Here is a 16,990-nt window from a genome sequence, read left to right on the forward strand (position 1 = left end):
AGGCATGACACAGGCAGGGACGCCAGGTGACACCTCCGCCCGGGCGGGCGCCGAGCGCGAGGTACCCGACGAGCTGACTCTCGCCGCCGAGTTCCCCTCGCCGGTTAAGGCGCAGTGGCGCGAGCTGGTGGCCGGGGTGCTCGGCAAGAGCGGTGCCCTGCCCGAAGGCTTCGAGGGAAATCCCGAGACGCTGCTGGCGTCCAAGACCTACGACGGCATCGAGATCCAGCCGCTGTACACCGCCGGCGAAGCCGCGCCGCCCGCCGGGTATCCGGGGCTGCCGCCGTTCACCCGCGGCGCGCGCCCGGAGGGACTGGTCGGCACCGGCTGGGACGTGCGGGTCCGGCACGGTGCCGCGGACCCGGCGAAGACCAACAAGGCCGTGCTCGCCGATCTCGAAGGCGGTGCGACCTCGGTGTGGCTCCGCGTCGGCGGCGCCGCGCTGCCCGTCGGCTCCCTCGCCGAAGCCCTCAACGAGGTGTACCTCGAACTCGCCCCGGTGGTGCTCGAACCGGGCGAGGACTACGAGGCCGCCGCGACGGCGCTGCTCGAAGTGTTCTCCGACCGGGAGATCCCGGCCAGCGCGGTGACCGGCAACATCGGTGCCGACCCGATCGGCCTGCGCGCCGCCACCGGGGCCGCGCACGATCTCGCACCGGCCGCCGAGCTGGCCGCGCGCCTTTCGCCCCGGTATCCGGGACTGCGCACGCTCGTCGCGGACGGGCTGCCCTTCCACGAGGCCGGTGGCTCGGACGCGCAGGAGCTCGGCGCGACGGTCGCGGCGGGCGTCGCGTACCTGCGCGCGCTCACCGAGGCCGGGCTCGGCGTCGACGAGGCGGCCGCGCGGCTGGAGTTCCGGTTCGCCGCCACCGCGGACCAGTTCCTGACCATCGCGAAGTTCCGCGCGGCTCGGCGGTTGTGGGCGAGGGTCCTGGAAGTCTCAGGAGTCTCCGGTGCGAGCACGGCCGCGCGCGGCATGCGCCAGCACGCGGTCACCTCGCCCGCGATGCTCACCCGCCGCGACCCGTGGGTGAACATGCTCCGCACCTGCGTCGCCTGTTTCGGCGCCGGGGTCGGCGGTGCGGACGCGGTCACCGTGCTGCCGTTCGACTCCGCGCTCGGGCAGCCCGACGGCTTCGCGCGGCGGATCGCCCGCAACACCAGCGCGATCCTGCTCGAAGAGTCCAAACTGGCCGAGGTGATCGACCCCGCGGGCGGCTCGTGGTACGTCGAGAACCTCACCGATTCGCTCGCCACCGCGGCCTGGCGCGAGTTCACCGGGATCGAGCGCGCGGGCGGGATCGAGTCCGCTTTGGACTCCGGCAAGCTCGCCGGCGAACTCGCCGCCACCGCCGAAGCGCGGCGCAAGCGGATCGCCACCCGGAAGGACCCGATCACCGGGGTCAGCGAGTTCCCGATGCTCGACGAGAAAACCGTGACCCGTCCTGCCGAAGCGCCCGCACCGTCCAATGCGGACGGACTGCCGAAGCTGCGCCACGCGGCGGACTACGAGGCGCTGCGCGACCGTTCCGACGCCCACCTCGCCGAACACGGGGCCAGGCCGAAGATCTTCCTCGCCACCCTCGGCCCGGTCGCCGCGCACACCGCGCGCGCGACGTTCGCCGCCAACCTCTTCCAGGCCGGTGGCATCGAACCGGTCAACCCCGGCGCGACGGAAACCGTCGACGACGTGGTGCGGGCCTATCGGGACAGCGGCGCCACCGCGGCCTGTCTCTGCGGCAGCGACCGGTCCTACGGCGAACAGGCCGCCGAAGCCGCGGCCGCGCTGCGCGACGCGGGCGCGGAATCCGTGCTGCTGGCCGGAAAACCGGGCGGGTACGAGGCGATCGCCGGATACGTCTTCACCGGCTGCGACGCACTCGCCGTGCTGACGAGCACACTGGAAACGCTGGGAGTCAAGTGATGGCCATCCCGAACTTCGCCGACGTCGAACTCGGTACCCCGGAGCCGTCCGACGCCGCCGCGTGGGCCGAAGCGCTGCACGCCAGCACCGGCAAGGGAGCCGACGCGCTGGCGTGGGAAACCCCGGAGGGGATCGGCGTCAAGCCGGTCTACACCGCGGCCGATCTGTCCGAAGTGGACTTCCTCGGCACCTTCCCGGGGATGCCGCCGTTCCTGCGCGGGCCCTACCCGACGATGTACGTGAACCAGCCGTGGACCATCCGCCAGTACGCCGGGTTCTCCACCGCGGCCGAGTCGAACGCGTTCTACCGACGCAACCTTGCCTCTGGCCAGAAGGGCCTTTCGGTCGCCTTCGACCTCGCCACTCACCGCGGCTACGACTCCGACCACCCGCGCGTCACCGGTGACGTCGGCATGGCCGGTGTCGCGATCGACTCCATCTACGACATGCGCCAGCTCTTCGACGGCATCCCGCTGGACAGGATGAGCGTGTCGATGACTATGAACGGCGCCGTGCTGCCGGTGCTCGCGCTCTACGTCGTCGCCGCGGAGGAGCAGGGCGTCGGCGCGGAGAAGCTGGCCGGGACCATCCAGAACGACATCCTCAAGGAGTTCATGGTCCGCAACACCTACATCTACCCGCCGCAGCCGTCGATGCGGGTCATCTCGGACATCTTTTCCTACACGTCCCAGCGCATGCCGAAGTACAACTCGATCTCGATCTCCGGCTACCACATGCAGGAGGCGGGGGCGACCGCCGATCTCGAACTGGCGTACACCCTCGCGGACGGCGTCGAGTACATCCGCGCCGGTGTCGACGCGGGGCTCGGCGTCGACAAGTTCGCGCCGAGGCTGTCGTTCTTCTGGGCGATCGGGATGAACTTCTTCATGGAGGTCGCCAAGCTGCGCGCGGCGCGGCTGCTGTGGGCGAAGCTCGTCAAGCAGTTCGACCCGAAGTCCGCGAAATCCCTTTCGCTGCGGACGCATTCGCAGACCTCCGGCTGGTCGCTGACCGCGCAGGACGTCTACAACAACGTGACCCGCACCTGCGTCGAGGCGATGGCGGCGACGCAGGGCCACACCCAGTCGCTGCACACCAACGCGCTCGACGAGGCGCTCGCGCTGCCGACGGACTTCTCCGCGCGCATCGCGCGCAACACGCAGCTGTTGCTGCAGCAGGAATCCGGCACCACGCGCGTGATCGACCCGTGGGGCGGCAGCGCGTTCGTCGAGAAGCTCACCTACGACCTCGCGCGCAAGGCGTGGGCGCACATCAGCGAAGTCGAGGCCGCGGGCGGGATGGCGCGCGCGATCGACGCCGGTATCCCGAAGCTGCGCATCGAAGAGGCCGCCGCGCGCACCCAGGCGCGCATCGACTCCGGCCGCCAGCCCGTGATCGGCGTCAACAAGTACCAGGTCACCGGCGACGACGAGCAGATCGAAGTGCTCAAAGTGGACAATGCCGATGTCCGCGCGCAGCAGCTCGAAAAGCTGCGGAGGCTGCGGGAGGAACGGGACACCGAGGCCACCGAGGACGCGTTGCGGCGGCTGACCGCGGGCGCCGAGGCCGACGGGAACCTGCTGGAGCTGGCCATCGACGCGGCGCGCGCGAAGGCCACCGTCGGGGAGATCTCCGACGCGCTGGAGCGGATCTGGGGACGGCACTCCGGGCAGATCAGGACCATCTCCGGCGTCTACCGCGACGAGGTCGGGAAGGCGAAGAACGTGGAACAGGCACGGGAGCGCGTCGAGTCCTTCGCCGAGGTCGAGGGGCGGCGGCCGCGCATCCTGGTCGCGAAGATGGGCCAGGACGGGCACGACCGCGGGCAGAAGGTGATCGCGACCGCGTTCGCCGACATCGGTTTCGACGTCGACGTCGGCCCGCTCTTCTCCACCCCGGCCGAGGTCGCGCGCCAAGCGGTCGAGGCGGACGTGCACATCGTCGGCGTCTCGTCGCTGGCCGCGGGACACCTTTCGCTCGTGCCCGCGCTGCGCGCCGAACTGGCCGAGCTGGACCGGTCCGACATCATGGTCGTGGTCGGCGGCGTGATCCCGCCGCAGGACTACGACGCGCTGCGCGAGGCGGGCGCGGCGGCCATCTTCGGGCCGGGCACCGTGATCGCGGACGCCGCGATCAACCTGCTCGACCAGCTCATCGCGCAAGAGTCCTGAACGTGGCGCGGAACATCGACGTCGCCGCGTACGCCAAGGGCGTGCTCGCGGGCGACCGGGGCGTGCTGTCGAAGGCGATCACGCTGGTCGAGTCCCATCGCGAGGACCACCGCGCGCGGGCGCAGGAGCTGCTCGTCGAACTGCTGCCGCACGCGGGCGGGGCCTACCGGCTCGGGATCACCGGCGTGCCCGGTGTCGGCAAGTCGACATTCATCGACCAGCTCGGCGTCGACCTCACCGGGCAGGGACACCGCGTCGCCGTGCTCGCCGTCGACCCGTCGTCGACGCGGACCGGCGGCAGCATCCTCGGCGACAAGACCAGGATGGCGCGCCTCGCGGTCGATCCCGGCGCGTTCATCCGGCCGTCGCCCACCTCGGGCACGCTCGGCGGGGTCGCGCGCGCGACGCGCGAGACGATCGTGCTGATGGAGGCCGCCGGGTACGACATCGTGCTGGTGGAGACCGTCGGGGTCGGACAGTCCGAAGTGACCGTCGCGAACATGGTCGACTGCTTCCTGTTCCTGACCCTGGCGCGCACCGGCGACCAGTTGCAGGGCATCAAGAAGGGCGTGCTCGAACTCGCCGACGTGATCGCGGTGAACAAGGCCGACGGCGACCACGAGCGCGACGCGCGCCGTGCCGCCCGCGAGCTTTCCGGCGCGCTGCGCATGATCTACGGCCCCGATGCCGCCTGGACGCCGCCGGTGCTCACCTGCAGCGCGCTGCACGACGTCGGCCTGGACACGGTGTGGCAGCAGGTCCAGCGGCACCGGGACACCCTGGACGAATCGGGCGACCTGGCGGGGAAGCGCCGTCAGCAGCAGGTGGACTGGACCTGGGCGATGGTGCGCGAGCAACTGCTCGGCAGGCTCGGCGCGCACCCGGACGTCCGCGCGGTGGTGCCCGAGGTCGAACGGGCCGTGCGCGACGGCGAACTGACCCCGACGCTCGCCGCCCAGCGCGTTCTGGACGCGTTTTCCGGCGGCGCCACGCCGTGAAGCGGTTGGCGGCTGACGGATTGTGCGCGACAAGGCAGACTGGCACCGGTTTCGGCGCAGCGGGGAGGAACGGGTGACCACGAAGGTGCGGGCGGCAGTGCCCGCGATGGTGCTGGGGGCGCTGCTGGCGCTGTGCTCCGCGACGGTGTGCGCCGCTCCCGCGGCCGCCGCGCCACCGCCGGTGGCGGCGGCCGTCGCCGCGCCGCCCCCCGCGACACCGTCCACCGCGCCGCCCGCCGCGCCGCAGGGACCGAAGATCGATCCGGCCCAGAACAGCCAGGCGAACGCCGACAAGACGAAGAACAAGGTGATCATCGGCGTGATCGCGGCGGTGCTGCTGGTGATCGTCGTGTGGGGCCGCAGGATCCGCAGCCGCGCGGAGAAGAACGGCTAGCGAAGGACCAGGCCACGGGCGAGCAGGGCCTTCCGGCCCTGGCCGGTCCGCCGGTTACAGCCTGGCCGAATTCCGCACAGCCGTTCAACGCAGATCCACTACCGGCCGTCTAGCGCGACCGCCGTTCGGGGCGTTCCTGCCGCCCGCATGGTGCACGATTGTCTGCAAATGCTTACGACAATCAACACCCGACGAACCGTGACCAGGTGCGCACCCCGTGCCATGACTGCGTTCGGTGTACCCGGTGTGGACGGAGGTGTGGCGTGACGGTGCTGGACTCACGGCCCGAGATCCCCGGCGATCCCAGCGGTTCCCACGAGAGCGCGGCCGGCGCCGCCGCTGCCACGATCGGGCAGTCCGACGCGCTGATCACCTCCGGCGGCGTCAGCATGGCACCTGTGCACGATCTGGGCGCCGGCCGCGGTCCGTACTGGCTCGACGAGTGGCTGCGGGACAACGCGGCGGATGTGGTGGCGTGGCGCCGCCACATCCACTCGCATCCCGAACTGTCCCGTCGCGAGTACGGCACGACCGAACTCGTCGTCAGCGTGCTCCGCTCGGCAGGGCTCAAGCCCTCCGTGCTGCCCGGCGGCACCGGTGTCCTGTGCGACATCGGCTCCGGACCCACCTGTGTCTCGCTGCGCGCCGACATGGACGCGCTGCCGCTCACCGAGGCGACCGGCCTGCCGTACTCGTCTACTGTGGACGGTGTGGCGCACGCCTGCGGGCACGACGCGCACACCTCGATCCTGCTCGGCGCCGCGATGGCGCTGGCGTCCGCGCCGGAACTGCCCGGCCGGATCAGGCTGATCTTCCAGCCCGCCGAGGAGGTCATGCCCGGTGGCGCGCTCGACGCGATCGCGGCCGGTGCGATGGAGGGCGTCGACCGGATCTTCGGGCTGCACTGCGACCCGCGCGTCGAGGTCGGCAAGGTGGGCACCAGGGTCGGCGCGCTCACCTCGGCCGCCGACCTGATCGAGCTGCGGCTCACCTCGCCCGGTGGGCACACCTCGCGCCCGCACCTCACCGCGGACCTGGTGCACGCGCTCGGCACCGTCATCACCTCGCTGCCCGCGGTGCTGTCCCGCCGCGTCGACCCGCGCTCGGGCACCGTGCTCGTATGGGGCGCGGTGCACGCGGGCGAGGCGGCGAACGCGGTGCCGCAGGACGGCCTGCTGCGCGGCACGCTGCGCACCGCCGACCACCGCGTGTGGAGCGAACTGGAGCCGCTCGTCGCGTCCTCGGTGGAATCGCTGCTGGCGCCGACCGGGGTCGGGTTCTCGCTCGACTACCGCCGGGGCGTGCCGCCGGTCGTCAGCGACGAGGACAGCACGCACCTGCTGCGCGCCGGCGTCGAAGCCGCGCTCGGCGATACGGCGCTGACCAGCACCGAGCAGTCCTCCGGCGGCGAGGACTTCGGCTGGTACCTCGAACACGTCCCCGGCGCGTTCGCCCGCCTCGGCGTCTGGCCGGGCGAGGGCGCCATGCGGGACATCCACCAGCCCACCTTCGAGCTGGACGAGCGCGCCCTGCTCGCCGGCACCCGCACCATGGTGCACATCGCGCTGGCCGCACTCGCCTGACCGCGCGCCCCTCCCGTCCGCGCACCCCGAGTCACCACTCGGGGTGCGCGGCTTCCACTTGTCCACAGGTCGAGTGAGTTGTCCCCAATTGTGGACAACCGCGTTCCAAATGTTCCGCCGCCGTGCCCTGCCGGTTCACTCCGCGTTGCCCGCCCCGAAGGTCACCGTGATGTGTGCGCGTCGATTCCGGTGAGATGGGTAGCGGAGGCGGGGAGCCCGCCGAGGGCCCCTTCAGGGAATGCGCGGCGAACCTCACCCTTTGGGAGCATCCTTCGGGGCATAGCGGGCGGGCGCGGCTTCAGGCGCGGCCTTCGGGGCCGATGCCCTGGCAGGGGCGGGTCCGCAGCGCGTCGACGTAGTCCGCGGGCGCCGCGGCGGCTTCGGCGGCGTCGGCGAGCACGCCGAGGTAGCGGGCCGAGGGCAGGCCGCCCTCGTAGGCGTCGAGGACGTACAGCCACGCCAGCACCGAGCCGTCCATGGTCTGCACCCGCAGCCGGATCTTGTTGTGCATGCCCAGCTCGCCGCCTTCCCAGCGGTCGAGCCCGTCCTCGTCGAGCGTGGTGACGTCGTAGAGCACCACGAACACCCGTGAGCCGGGGTCTTCGACGATGGTCGCGAGCGCGCCTTCCCAGCCGATGTCCTCGCCGCCGAAGGTCAGCCGCCAGCCTTCCAGCCAGCCGGTCCCCGCCATCGGTGAATGCGGGGCACGCTCCATCATCTGGGCGGGCTCCATGTTGGATCCGTACGCGGCATACAACGGCACGGGCACAGCCTAGCGACCGAGGCGTCGCCCGAAGGGACGTACCGGGGGTGTCCGGCCACCCAACCGGACGAAATTCCGCCCGCGTACGGTTGGCGCAGGGCCGCGAACAGGAGGAGCAGCAGGTGACCAGGATCGTGATCATGGGTGGCGGACCTGCCGGTTACGAGGCCGCACTGGTGGCCGCGCAGCACGGCGCGGACGTCACCGTGGTCGAGCGTGACGGCCTCGGCGGCGCTTGCGTCCTCTACGACTGCGTCCCGTCGAAGACGTTCATCGCCTCCTCCGGCGCCCGGGCGAACATGCACGGCCTCAGCGAGCTCGGCATCACCACGGACCTCGCGGACACCAGCATCGACCTGCGCACCGTGCACGGCAGGGTCAAGGGCCTCGCGCTGGCGCAGTCCGCCGACATCAAGGCCAGGCTGCAGCGCGAAGGCGTGCACCTGATCATCGGCGAGGCGCGGTTCTGCGACGAAGAAGCGGGCCTCGCCACGCACAAGGTCGCGATCACCCGGATGACCGGCGAGCAGAGCGTGGTCGACGCCGACGTCGTGCTGATCGCCACCGGTGCCACGCCGAGGGTGCTGCCCGGCGCGGTGCCCGACGGCGAGCGGATCCTGGACTGGCGGCAGCTCTACGACCTGCCGGAACTGCCGGAGCACCTCGTGGTCATCGGGTCCGGCGTCACCGGCGCCGAGTTCGCCTCCGCCTACACCGAGATGGGCGTCAAGGTCACCGTCGTCTCCAGCCGGGACAGGGTGCTCCCGCACGAGGACGCCGACGCGGCCGCGGTGCTCGAAGAGGTGTTCTCCCAGCGCGGCACCACCGTCGCCAAGCGCGCCCGCGCGGACCGCGTCGAGCGCACCGCCGACGGTGTACTGGTGCACCTCGCCGACGGCAGGCAGATCGAGGCCAGCCACGCGCTGATGACCGTCGGCTCGATCCCGAACACCGGCGACATCGGCCTCGAACGCGTCGGCATCGAGCCGGGGCCGGGCGGGTTCATCACCGTCGACAGGGTATCCCGCACCGCCGTTTCCGGCGTGTACGCCGCCGGGGACTGCACCGGGGTGCTGATGCTCGCGTCGGTCGCCAGCATGCAGGGCCGGATCGCGATGTGGCACGCGCTCGGCGAGGGCGTCGCCCCGATCAAGCTCAAGACGGTCGCCGCGAACGTGTTCACCCACCCCGAGATCGCCACCGTCGGCATCAGCCAGCAGGCCATCGACTCGGGCGAGGTCCCCGCCCGCACCATCATGCTGCCGCTCGCCACGAACGCCAGGGCCAAGATGGAGGGCCTGCGCCGCGGATTCGTGAAGCTCTTCTGCCGCCCGGCCACCGGTGTGGTCGTCGGCGGAGTCGTGGTGGCGCCGACCGCGAGCGAGCTGATCCTCCCCATCGCGCTGGCCGTGCAGAACCAGCTCACCGTCGAGCACCTCGCGCTCACGTTCTCGGTGTACCCGTCGCTGTCGGGCTCCATCACCGAGGCAGGCCGCCAGCTCATGCGCCACGACGATCTGGACTGAGATCGGGCGCCGATGCCCCGCAGGCAACCTGGCGCATTCCGGGACGTCTTCCTGGCGTCGGGACAAGAGCAACACGGGGTGGAACACCAGTGCGGATGAAGAACGTGGTCGTGGCGGCGCTGACGGTCGGGGCGGCGCTGCTGGCGGCAGCGGGGACCGGCCAGGCCGGGGAACCGGACCAGCCGGGGCAGCCGGAGTGGGCGGGCAAGGTCCAGCTGAACGCGGACACCGCGGTGACCATCGGGCGGGTCGGGAACTACCAGAACGACGACGACAACCTCGCGCTCGGCGGCTGCCTCGCGCCGGGGTCCACGACGCTGAACGCACCGGCAGGCGCGAAGTTCTCCTCACCGGTGCTGACTTTCAGCGACTACAGCTACGTGCAGCTGGTGAGCGCGCCCGGCAACCTCACCGCCACCGCGAAGCTCGCGCCGGGGACCCCGCCCGGCACCTATCCGCTCACCCTGGACTGCGTGGGGCAGCGGTCCACCACCACGTTCGTCGTGCACGCCAAGCAGGTGCATGCCGTGCCGCGCGGCGCGGCGAAGGCCGGCGGCGGGGGCACCGCGCGCTGACACGGCACGCTGACACGGCACGCGAAGCCGCCGGGAGGATGTTTCCTCCCGGCGGCTTTCTTGTTTTCAGCGGAGCATTTCGGCCGCCTTCGGCGTCTTCGGCGTCTTCGTCGGTGAGACGCACGGGAAGCGCCGGAATCACTTCATTCGGGGATGTCCGTCTGTCCTTTCCACGGGGAGATCGCCGTGCGGATCACCTGCGCGGGGAAGCCGGAGCCGGGTTCGACGGCCGTGCGGCGGACGGGCAGGTCCACCCCGGTGTGCCCCGATCCGGGTGCCGTGGCAACCCGGACGGCCCGAGCGGCGTGGTGAACAATGAGCCAGGGAGGAAGCGCATGCCCACAGCGGAAAAGCAGGTCGCGGGGCGCAGGCGTGCCCTGATCGGCGTGGTGGCGGTGATCGTGGCCGCCGCACTGGCCGCGATCGTGGTGCTGCTCACCCAGCACGACGACGGTGCCGCGACGGCGGCACCGCCGCCGACCGCGCAGGCCAAGCCGCCGGAAACCACGGAGCCCGCCACGAACGCGATGCCGCGTTCGGAGCCGGCCGCCATCGACATCCCGAGGCTCGGCGCGCATTCGTCGCTGATCCCGCTCGGGCTCAACGCGGACGACACCGTCGAGGTGCCGCCGGTGTCCAAGCCGATGCAGGCGGGCTGGTACCGGTACGGCCCGACGCCGGGTGAGACCGGGCCCGCGGTGGTGCTCGGGCACGTGGACGGCAACAAGCTGCCGGGAATCTTCTTCCGCCTCAAGGAACTGGCACCCGGCGACGCGGTGGCGGTGTCGCGAAAGGACGGTTCGACGGCGCGGTTCGTGGTGCGCCGGGTCGACCAGGTGCCCAAGGACACCTTCCCGACGGACGCGGTCTACGGCGACACCGACGCGCCGGAGCTCCGGCTCATCACCTGCGGCGGCAGTTTCGACCACGCCGCGCACAGCTACCGGGACAACGTCATCGTCTACGCGACGCTCGAATAGCCGCGGGACGGGACAACGGCCGCCAGTGCGCAGTCCTGGCGGTCATTCCCTTGTGGACAGTCCAGTGAATCGCTGATTTTTCCTTTCCAGGCAACCTTTTCACTCGTTCGTGAGTGTGCACAGTGGAAGCACAGCCTGGAGGAGAATTGCGATGAACATTCGAAGGATCATTCTGACGGGCGGCCTGCTGGCGGTCGCCGGAAGCCTGGTCATGGCGTCGACGGCGAACGCGACCCGGCCGCCGGAGCTCAAGGTGAGCCCCGCGCAGGTACCGGTCAACGGCGCGATCACCGTCAGCGGGTACTGCCCGGTGAACGCCGACCCGGCCGGCCCGGTCACTTCACCCGGTTTCGCCGCCCCGATCACGCTCGGCAAGACGAGCACCGGCCAGCAGGACCCGTCCGGCACCGGCAAAGTGGTCGCCAAGCCGGGTACCTACACGGCAACCATGCACTGCCGGAACTGGAGTTCGCCGGTCACCGCGACCTTCACCGTCACCGGCTCGGAGTGCCGCCTGGAGCCGGGGTCGACCGGTTCCTGCGGCTGGATCACCGTGTCCCCGAAGTCGGCGAAACCGGGGGAGCAGGTGGACGTCGAGGCCGGCTGCCTGAACAACGCGAAGGCCAAGCCGGAGTCGGCCGCGCTGACCGGTTTCGTCACCGCGGGCACGCGGCACTGGCGCGCGACGGTGGCGGCGAACGCCAAGCCCGGCAAGCACTCCGCGTCGGTCACCTGTCCCGAACGCACCTACTCGGCCAGCTTCACCGTGTCCGGTTCCGGCGGCACCACAGCACCGGCGCCGCCGGTGAAGCAGACCGCGCGCGTCCCGTCCGGCGCTCCGGAAACCGGCGACGGCAGCTTCGCCGCGCTCAACTGAGGGACCGCTTTCCGGTGACCCTGATAGCCACCATGACGGCATTGGGCGCCCGGGACCCGGCCTTCGCGGTGGTCCCTCTTGGGCTGGATTCCCTGAAGGACGCCGTGATGGGGCCTTCCGGGGCGCGGTCATGCCCGGAAGGGCGCCTTCGGGGAATCTGACGCCGCGATTTCGCCCCTCGCGGGGAGGGGCCGTGGCAGCGCTGATGCCCTGAAGGGTGCCTTGGGGGAATGGGATGCCGTGAAGGGCGCCTTCGGGGCATGGGCGGGCGGTGGGCCGTATCGTGCGCGCCTGGTGGGCATTGCGGGTGCCGTCATGGTGGCCGTCACGGCACCTGTTGCCGTCATGGTGGTCATCAGGGGACTTCCTCTCGCGAACACGCTGTTCGCGAGAGGAATGGCGGGGTTCACTATGCCCTGGCTCGTAAATAAGCAGATTCGCCGGGCACAGCGAGATCGCTCCTCCAGCGGAGGCGCGCGCCCCTATTTCCCCCTGGCAGGACGTCCCCGCCCAGGGGGCACAGATGACTGAAGGGCGCCTTCGGGGAATCTGACGCCGCGATTTCACCCTTCGCGGTGAGGGGCCGTGGCAGCGCTGATGCCCTGAAGGGTGCCTTGGGGGAATTGGATGCCGTGAAGGGCGCCTTCGGGGCATGGGCGGGCGGTGGGCCGTGTCGTGCGCGCCTGGCGGGCATTGCGGGTGCAGTCATGGTGGCCGTCACGGCACCCGTTGCCGTCATGGTGGCTATCAGGGGTCTTCCTCGCGAACACGCTGTTCGCGAGGAAGACGGTGGGGTTCACCATGCCCCGAAGGGCGCCTTCGCGGCGGCAGAGTCCCCGAAGGCGCCCTTCAGGGCATGCGGCCCGGACCCGGGCAGCCAGCGAAGGCCACCTCCGCAACATTCACGGCCGGCCGTTGTGGACGGTGCTATTCGTCTTCGACCCAGTCGAAGGTCCTCGTGACGGCCTTCTTCCAGTTCCGGTATTCGGATTCGCGGCGCTTCTCGTCCATCGCCGGATCCCACTGCTTGTCCTTTGCCCAGTTGGCGCGGATGTCGTCTTCGCTTTCCCAGAACCCGACGGCGAGCCCCGCGGCGTAGGCGGCGCCGAGCGCGGTGGTTTCGTTCACCACCGGCCGGATCACCGGCACGCCGAGGATGTCCGCCTGGAACTGCATGAGCAGCTCGTTGACGACCATGCCGCCGTCGACCTTGAGCGATTTCAGCGGGACCCCGGAGTCGGCGTTCATCGCGTCGATCACCTCGCGCGACTGGAACGCGGTCGCCTCCAGCACCGCGCGCGAAATGTGGCCCTTGTTGACGTACCGGGTGAGCCCGACGATCGCGCCGCGCGCGTCGGAACGCCAGTACGGCGCGAAAAGACCGGAGAACGCGGGCACGAAGTAGGCGCCGCCGTTGTCGTCGACGGTGTTGGCGAACTCCTCGACCTCGGCCGCGGACCCGATCAGGCCGAGGTTGTCGCGCAGCCACTGCACCAGCGAACCGGTGACCGCGATCGAGCCTTCCAGCGCGTAAACCGTGTCGTTCGAACCGATCTTGTAGCAGACCGTGGTGAGCAGCCCGTTCTCCGACAGGACCTTCTCGGTGCCGGTGTTGAGCAGCATGAAGTTGCCGGTGCCGTAGGTGTTCTTGGCTTCGCCGGGCGAAAGGCAGGCCTGGCCGAACGTGGCCGCCTGCTGGTCGCCGAGGATGCCGGAGATCGGCACGCCCGCCAGCGCGCCGCGTTGGCGGACCTTGCCGTACTCCTCCGACGACGACCGGATTTCCGGCAGCATCGACAGCGGGATGCCCATGTCGGCGGCGATCTCGGCGTCCCACGAAAGGGTGTCGAGGTCCATCAGCAGGGTGCGTGAGGCGTTGGTCGGGTCGGTGACGTGCACGCCGCCGTCCGTGCCGCCGGTCATGTTCCACAGCACCCAGGTGTCCATGTTGCCGAAGATCAGGTCGCCCGCTTCGGCGCGCTGGCGCGCACCGTCCACATTGTCCAGGATCCACTTGATCTTCGGGCCGGAGAAGTAGGTCGCCAGCGGCAGGCCGGTCTTCGCGCGGTAGCGCTCCTGCCCGCCGCCCAGCGCACCCAGCTCGGTGACGATCTTGTCGGTGCGGGTGTCCTGCCAGACGATCGCGTTGTACACCGGCTCGCCGGTCTTGCGGTCCCACACCAGCGCGGTCTCGCGCTGGTTGGTGATGCCGACCGCGACGATGTCGGCAGGCTGCAGGTCCGCCTTGGCCAGTGCGCCCGCCGCGACCGCCCTGGTGTTCTCCCACACCTCGTTGGCGTTGTGCTCGACCCAGCCCGCCCTCGGGAAGATCTGCTCGTGCTCGCGCTGGTCGACCGCGACCACCCGGCCGGAGTGGTTGAAGATCATCATCCGGGTCGAGGTGGTGCCCTGGTCGATGGCGGCTACATAGGAGGTCATGCGTGCTCCGGTTTCTTCGAAGGGTGCTTCGAAATCAGGCGGCGGACGGATAGACGAGGAATACCAGCGCGGCCAGCACGCCGCCGATGATCGGGCCGACGACCGGGACCCACGAGTAGCCCCAGTTCGGGTCGGCCTTGCGCTTCAACGGCAGGATGAACGCGTAGGCGATGCGCGGGCCGAGGTCGCGAGCGGGGTTGATGGCGTACCCGGTCGGGCCGCCGAGCGAGGTGCCGATCACCAGCACGACGAAGGCGACACCGGCGTAGCCGAGCGCGCCGTTGCCGAACGTCGGGACGCCGTGCTCGCCCATCTTCGCGGCCGGGGTGAACAGGATCCAGCCGACCAGCACGAAGGTGCCGATGATCTCCGAAACCAGGTTCCACACCTTGTTCGGGATCTGCGGCGCGGTCGAGAACACACCGAGGGTTTCTTCCACCACCGGGTGATCGTCGAACTGCAGTTTGTAGGTGGCCCAGCACAGGATCGCGCCGATGATCGCGCCGACCATCTGCGCGAGGATGTAGATCGGCACATCCGACCACTCGGTCTTCCCCGCGACGGCGAGGCCGATCGTCACGGCGGGATTCAGATGCGCCTGGCTCGGATTCGCGATGCTCGCGCCCGCGAACACGGCGAAGCCCCAGCCGATGTTGACGAACAACGGCCCGCCGCCGTGCCCGTTGTTCTTCCTCAGCACGTGGTTCGCGACCACGCCGTTGCCGAGGAGAATCAGCACGGCCGTGCCCAACATCTCCCACAGGAATATCGAACCCGCGTTCATACCGCCGTCCCTCCACACTGGACACACTCTGGGCGCAGGGTCGGCTACCGCGCGCATCGGCACCGTTGCTGACCCACGTCCGGGGGAACGTTACTTGCCGGTTGGTGATCATTCCAGGAGCCGGGTGCCGCAATTTCGCGTGAACGCGACTCGTATGTCACACGGACCGCGTCGCCGGGATGCGGCAACGGCCGGACGTGCGATGCTGGTCGGGTAAGGCGGATCGAGGAGGAACACAGGTGACTGAGGTGAGCAACCCGGCGATGCTGGGCCCGTCCGCACGGGAGGAGTCGTGGCAGCGGCTCGGCAAGGAATCCTTCGATCTGGTGGTGATCGGGGGCGGCGTCGTCGGGGCCGGCACCGCGCTCGACGCGGCGACCCGCGGCCTGCGGGTGGCGCTCGTCGAATCGCGTGATCTGGCGTCCGGGACCTCGAGCCGGTCGAGCAAGCTCTTCCACGGCGGCCTGCGGTACCTCGAACAGCTCGAATTCGGACTGGTCAGGGAGGCGCTGCGGGAGCGGGAGCTGATGCTCACCCTGATCGCGCCGCACCTGGTGAAACCGGTCAGCTTCCTGTACCCGCTGACCCACCGCGTGTGGGAGCGGCCCTACACCGCGGCCGGGCTGCTGATGTACGACACGATGGGCGGCGCCAGGTCGGTGCCCGGCCAGAAGCACCTGACCAGGGCGGGTGCGCTGCGCATGGTGCCCGCGCTCAAGCGCGACGCGCTCATCGGCGGTATCCGCTACTACGACGCGCAGTCCGACGACGCGCGCCACACCATGACCGTCGCCCGCACCGCCGCGCACTACGGCGCCGTGGTCCGCAACTCGACCAAGGTGACCGGGTTCCTCCGCGAGGCCGACCGGATCTCCGGTGTGCGGATCGCCGACGTCGAGGACGGCCGCGAGACCGAGGTGCGCGCCAACGCGGTGATCAACTGCACCGGGGTGTGGACCGACGAGCTGCAGAGCCTTTCCGGCAGCAGGGGCCGGTTCCGGGTGCGGGCCAGCAAGGGCGTGCACATCGTCGTCCCGCGCGACCGGATCGTGTCCGAGTCCGGGATGATCCTGCGCACCGAGAAGTCCGTGCTGTTCGTGATCCCGTGGCGCAACCACTGGATCGTCGGCACCACCGACACCGACTGGAACCTCGACCTCGCGCACCCGGCGGCGACCAAGCACGACATCGACTACCTGCTCGAGCACGTGAACTCGGTGCTCGCCACCCCGCTCACCCACGACGACATCGAGGGCGTCTACGCGGGGCTTCGCCCGCTGCTCGCGGGGGAGAGCGAAGAGACGTCGAAGCTGTCCCGCGAGCACGCCGTCGCGCGCGTGGCACCGGGGCTCGTCGCGATCGCGGGCGGAAAGTACACGACCTACCGCGTGATGGCCGCCGACGCCGTCGACGCGGCCGCGCCGGACCTGCCCGGCCGCACCCAGCCGTCCATCACCGACAAGGTGCCGCTGATCGGTGCCGACGGCTACCACGCGCTGGTCAACCAGGCCGACCACCTGGCGGGGCAGCACGGCCTGCACCCGTACCGGGTCCGGCACCTGCTCGACCGGTACGGCTCGCTCGTGCACGAGGTGCTCGCGCTCGCCGACGGCAGGCCCGAGCTGCTCAAGCCACTCGAATCGGCGCCGGACTACCTCGCCGTCGAGGTCGTCTACGCGGCGAGCCACGAGGGCGCGCTGCACCTCGAGGACGTGCTGGCGAGGCGGACCCGGATCTCCATCGAGTACCCGCACCGCGGCGTCGACTGCGCGGAGCAGGTCGCCGGCCTGGTGGGCGAGGTGCTCGGCTGGTCCTCCGAGACGGCCGCGCGCGAGGTCGAGATCTACAACGCGCGCGTGCGGGCCGAGCGCGAATCGCAGACCGAACCGAACGACGAAGCCGCCGACGCGCGGCGCAAGGCCGCCCCGGAAGCACGCTCCGGCCTCGGCTGAGGTCTTCCCGCCTTGCCCTGAAGA

13 protein-coding genes are annotated in these 16,990 nt (G+C 70.5%); 10 read left to right on the plus strand and 3 right to left on the minus strand.

Translation table 11 applies throughout. The annotated features are described in order from the left end of the window. Positions 1-4: 4 nt before the first annotated feature. From ABD256_RS29020 to ABD256_RS29040, 5 genes are all read left to right on the plus strand, one after another. The gene (locus tag ABD256_RS29020) at positions 5-1,924 is read left to right on the plus strand and encodes a methylmalonyl-CoA mutase family protein (RefSeq protein WP_344425857.1); all 1,920 of its coding nucleotides are present in this window, start codon (positions 5-7) and stop codon (positions 1,922-1,924) included. Beyond that, the gene (gene scpA, locus ABD256_RS29025) at positions 1,924-4,095 is read left to right on the plus strand and encodes a methylmalonyl-CoA mutase (RefSeq protein WP_344425860.1); all 2,172 of its coding nucleotides are present in this window, start codon (positions 1,924-1,926) and stop codon (positions 4,093-4,095) included. The genes ABD256_RS29020 and scpA overlap by 1 nt, the downstream gene beginning before the upstream one ends. Positions 4,096-4,097: 2 nt before the next feature. Next, a complete protein-coding gene (gene meaB, locus ABD256_RS29030) occupies positions 4,098-5,093 on the plus strand; it encodes a methylmalonyl Co-A mutase-associated GTPase MeaB (RefSeq protein WP_344425863.1) in 996 nt (331 codons plus the stop codon). A 73-nt stretch (positions 5,094-5,166) separates the two neighbouring features. Continuing rightward, positions 5,167-5,487, plus strand: coding sequence for a hypothetical protein (locus tag ABD256_RS29035; protein ID WP_344425866.1), 321 nt, complete (start codon positions 5,167-5,169; stop codon positions 5,485-5,487). A 263-nt stretch (positions 5,488-5,750) separates the two neighbouring features. Further along, positions 5,751-7,070 carry a M20 family metallopeptidase gene (locus ABD256_RS29040; protein WP_344425869.1) on the plus strand — a complete coding sequence of 440 codons (1,320 nt, stop codon included), beginning with the start codon at positions 5,751-5,753 and terminating at the stop codon, positions 7,068-7,070. A 298-nt stretch (positions 7,071-7,368) separates the two neighbouring features. Here the strand turns inward: ABD256_RS29040 and ABD256_RS29045 are convergent, their stop codons facing one another. Beyond that, positions 7,369-7,833 carry a gamma-glutamylcyclotransferase family protein gene (locus ABD256_RS29045; protein ID WP_215547709.1) on the minus strand — a complete coding sequence of 155 codons (465 nt, stop codon included), beginning with the start codon at positions 7,831-7,833 and terminating at the stop codon, positions 7,369-7,371. A 122-nt stretch (positions 7,834-7,955) separates the two neighbouring features. Here ABD256_RS29045 and ABD256_RS29050 point away from each other — a divergent pair, with 122 nt between their 5' ends. From ABD256_RS29050 to ABD256_RS29065, 4 genes are all read left to right on the plus strand, one after another. After that, positions 7,956-9,359 carry an NAD(P)H-quinone dehydrogenase gene (locus ABD256_RS29050; protein WP_344425876.1) on the plus strand — a complete coding sequence of 468 codons (1,404 nt, stop codon included), beginning with the start codon at positions 7,956-7,958 and terminating at the stop codon, positions 9,357-9,359. Between the two features lie 95 nt (positions 9,360-9,454). Next, positions 9,455-9,934 (plus strand): hypothetical protein, encoded by a 480-nt coding sequence (locus ABD256_RS29055; RefSeq protein ID WP_344425879.1) that lies wholly within the window; start codon positions 9,455-9,457, stop codon positions 9,932-9,934. Between the two features lie 335 nt (positions 9,935-10,269). Further along, positions 10,270-10,914 (plus strand): class F sortase, encoded by a 645-nt coding sequence (locus tag ABD256_RS29060; protein WP_344425881.1) that lies wholly within the window; start codon positions 10,270-10,272, stop codon positions 10,912-10,914. Between the two features lie 151 nt (positions 10,915-11,065). Continuing rightward, positions 11,066-11,791, plus strand: a complete 726-nt coding sequence (locus tag ABD256_RS29065; RefSeq protein ID WP_344425884.1) for a hypothetical protein — start codon at positions 11,066-11,068, stop codon at positions 11,789-11,791. Positions 11,792-12,718: 927 nt separating this feature from the next. On the opposite strand, the gene glpK is transcribed toward ABD256_RS29065, so the two are convergent. Both glpK and ABD256_RS29075 read right to left on the minus strand, forming a co-directional pair. Continuing rightward, positions 12,719-14,230: a glycerol kinase GlpK gene (gene glpK, locus ABD256_RS29070; RefSeq protein ID WP_344425887.1), complete on the minus strand. Its 1,512-nt coding sequence runs from the start codon at positions 14,228-14,230 to the stop codon at positions 12,719-12,721. A 34-nt stretch (positions 14,231-14,264) separates the two neighbouring features. Further along, on the minus strand, positions 14,265-15,014 hold the full coding sequence (locus ABD256_RS29075) for an MIP/aquaporin family protein (protein ID WP_344425890.1): 750 nt from the start codon (positions 15,012-15,014) through the stop codon (positions 14,265-14,267). 263 nt (positions 15,015-15,277) lie between these two features. On the opposite strand from ABD256_RS29075, the gene ABD256_RS29080 reads away from it, so the two are divergent. After that, positions 15,278-16,966 carry a glycerol-3-phosphate dehydrogenase/oxidase gene (locus ABD256_RS29080; RefSeq protein ID WP_344425971.1) on the plus strand — a complete coding sequence of 563 codons (1,689 nt, stop codon included), beginning with the start codon at positions 15,278-15,280 and terminating at the stop codon, positions 16,964-16,966. Positions 16,967-16,990: the final 24 nt, after the last annotated feature.

It is taken from the genome of Amycolatopsis minnesotensis (genome assembly GCF_039529815.1).
Classification (GTDB): Bacteria; Actinomycetota; Actinomycetes; order Mycobacteriales; family Pseudonocardiaceae; genus Amycolatopsis; species Amycolatopsis minnesotensis.

Coding starts and splice junctions, on each gene's coding strand:
- ABD256_RS29020 (WP_344425857.1), top strand. CDS start 5: ATGACACAGGCAGGGACGCCAGGTGACACCTCCGCCCGGGCGGGCGCC.
- scpA (WP_344425860.1), top strand. CDS start 1,924: ATGGCCATCCCGAACTTCGCCGACGTCGAACTCGGTACCCCGGAGCCG.
- ABD256_RS29055 (WP_344425879.1), top strand. CDS start 9,455: ATGAAGAACGTGGTCGTGGCGGCGCTGACGGTCGGGGCGGCGCTGCTG.
- ABD256_RS29060 (WP_344425881.1), top strand. CDS start 10,270: ATGCCCACAGCGGAAAAGCAGGTCGCGGGGCGCAGGCGTGCCCTGATC.
- ABD256_RS29065 (WP_344425884.1), top strand. CDS start 11,066: ATGAACATTCGAAGGATCATTCTGACGGGCGGCCTGCTGGCGGTCGCC.
- glpK (WP_344425887.1), bottom strand. CDS start 14,230: ATGACCTCCTATGTAGCCGCCATCGACCAGGGCACCACCTCGACCCGG.
- ABD256_RS29075 (WP_344425890.1), bottom strand. CDS start 15,014: ATGAACGCGGGTTCGATATTCCTGTGGGAGATGTTGGGCACGGCCGTG.
- ABD256_RS29080 (WP_344425971.1), top strand. CDS start 15,278: ATGCTGGGCCCGTCCGCACGGGAGGAGTCGTGGCAGCGGCTCGGCAAG.